The sequence below is a fragment of the Thermogutta sp. genome, from assembly GCF_014359955.1.
Taxonomy (GTDB): Bacteria; Planctomycetota; Planctomycetia; order Pirellulales; family Thermoguttaceae; genus Thermogutta.
This window is the reverse complement of record NZ_JACIYL010001037.1, coordinates 1-1,268: the sequence shown is the minus strand read 5'-3', so window position 1 is coordinate 1,268 and position 1,268 is coordinate 1. Positions and strand designations below refer to the sequence as shown.

1 protein-coding gene is annotated in these 1,268 nt (G+C 56.7%); it reads right to left on the bottom strand.

All coding sequences use genetic code 11. From position 1 onward, the window contains the following. The coding region (locus H5U08_RS19205) for an SLC13 family permease (protein ID WP_297036904.1) at nt 1–667 on the bottom strand (667 nt) is incomplete at its 3' end. Nucleotides 668–1,268 lie beyond the last annotated feature (601 nt).

Below are 1,268 nucleotides of genomic sequence, written 5' to 3'. Positions count from 1 at the left end.
CACGGATTGGTGTGATCGGATCGCGTGCCGGTAGCAACCACCGATGGCTTATCAATACAAAGGCGATTCCCGCCACTGCGATAGGGAGGCCCACCCAGATGGGATCGAACATCCCCAGTCCCCGTGTCACGTGGGGTGCCCAGGCTAACTGGCCCTGGTCATAGGCGCGAATGAGAAGTCCGTTCACAACGAGATTCGTACTCGTTCCGATCAGGGTGCATGTCCCCCCCAAAATGGCCGCATAACTGAGGGGCAGCAGCAGCTTGGAGGGCGGAATGCGGTTTTGTCTGGACCAATCGTTGATCGCGGGGATGAGCATGCTGACAACGGGTGTGTTATTGATGAACGCGCTGAGCGCTGTCGTCGGGATCATCACCCGTGCGATGGCCCCCGTGACCGATTTCGCCCGACCAAAAAGAGTATCCGCCAACGCGGAAACCGCCCCCGTTTCCACCAGTCCCGCCCCCACCACAAAAAGCACTGCAATTGTGATCATTCCTTCGTTGGAAAACCCCTGAAGCGCCTCCTGACTGGTGACACAACCGGCCAATAGGAGTACTGTTAGCCCCCCCATCAAAACAACATCCGGGGCGAGTCGAGTAGTCGCCAGCAATAGAAAAATCAACCCAACAACTGTGAGGCTGATGACGGCGCCAGGTTCAAGCATGTCCGTTCACATCCGTTCGATCGGTCGCGGTCAAGTAGGGCAAGCCGAAACCGCGATGTGGAGCATCAGCCGGCCCACCGAGCCGCCCGTGCGAAATGAGTTCCCGTTCCCGACGAATGCTCAGGCTGGCCGGGAAACTTATTTCTCTATCTTACTTCGTCTGTCAGCGACGACTTCACGTCCCAATTCCCCAACCGTCCCACGGGAGATTTTTGGCTCTCGGCTCCGCGTCACCCCCTCCGAGACGCGACCGGTCCGCCGAGATAAATCAGTTAAGTGATCATTTTAATAATTATAATCCGCCAGCCGTCCGCCGACCAGTTGAATTTGTCGCCAGAGGCGTTGCCCCGTTCCCTGCTGTGGAACTCTCGTTTCAACAAAACTGCCACCCACTATACCGTTTGTGCTCAGCACGGCAACACCTGTGCAGTCGGAGCTCGTGAAGTCGCTCGTCGGTTTGTTCCAGCCTGACCGACACGCAAACTCCCGGCTGAGTGCTACCGAAATCTTTCCAAAAAGCCGGCTTTCTGAGGGTGTCGAAATTCGCTCGCTGCCTTACAATGAGCGTATGACTCGATAACCCATCTCGGTAGAGAGTAGC